Below are 380 nucleotides of genomic sequence, written 5' to 3'. Positions count from 1 at the left end.
GGTAAAACCGCCTATAGCGACACGATTAGTAAATAAGCAGTTAAGCTGACCTGTGGCTGTCGCGTTATTTCCGGCTGGCAGGAACCAATCGTTATAGCAGGCGTTTCCTGGCTGGCAAGGGGTATTGCCTTGGGAGTCCACCTCAAAGTCATTACACAGTTGTGCTGCATAAGGTATGCCGCCATTATTGCCCAATGTGGTAACAATGGTAGAGGTATTAGCAGCCCCATCGGTATTACTTTGCGCTCCAGCACCAACAGCTATACCAATTCCGCCCCATTCAATAGCTGTGCTGTTATCGGCAGTGGCTGCAATCAGATTATTCAGCCCTCCGTTCAAGCAAGCAATGGTACCACCCCCTGAAGACTGTCCTACTGCGG

At 50.3% G+C, this 380-nt stretch carries 1 pseudogene; it reads right to left on the bottom strand.

The features are described 5' to 3' along the window. Nucleotides 1-380, bottom strand: a pseudogene (locus E1O65_RS12485) (hypothetical protein); the annotation flags it as partial.

This window comes from Legionella sp. W10-070, from assembly GCF_900640175.1.
In the GTDB taxonomy this organism is placed as follows: Bacteria; Pseudomonadota; Gammaproteobacteria; order Legionellales; family Legionellaceae; genus Tatlockia.
This window is presented reverse-complemented; position numbering and strand designations above follow the sequence as displayed.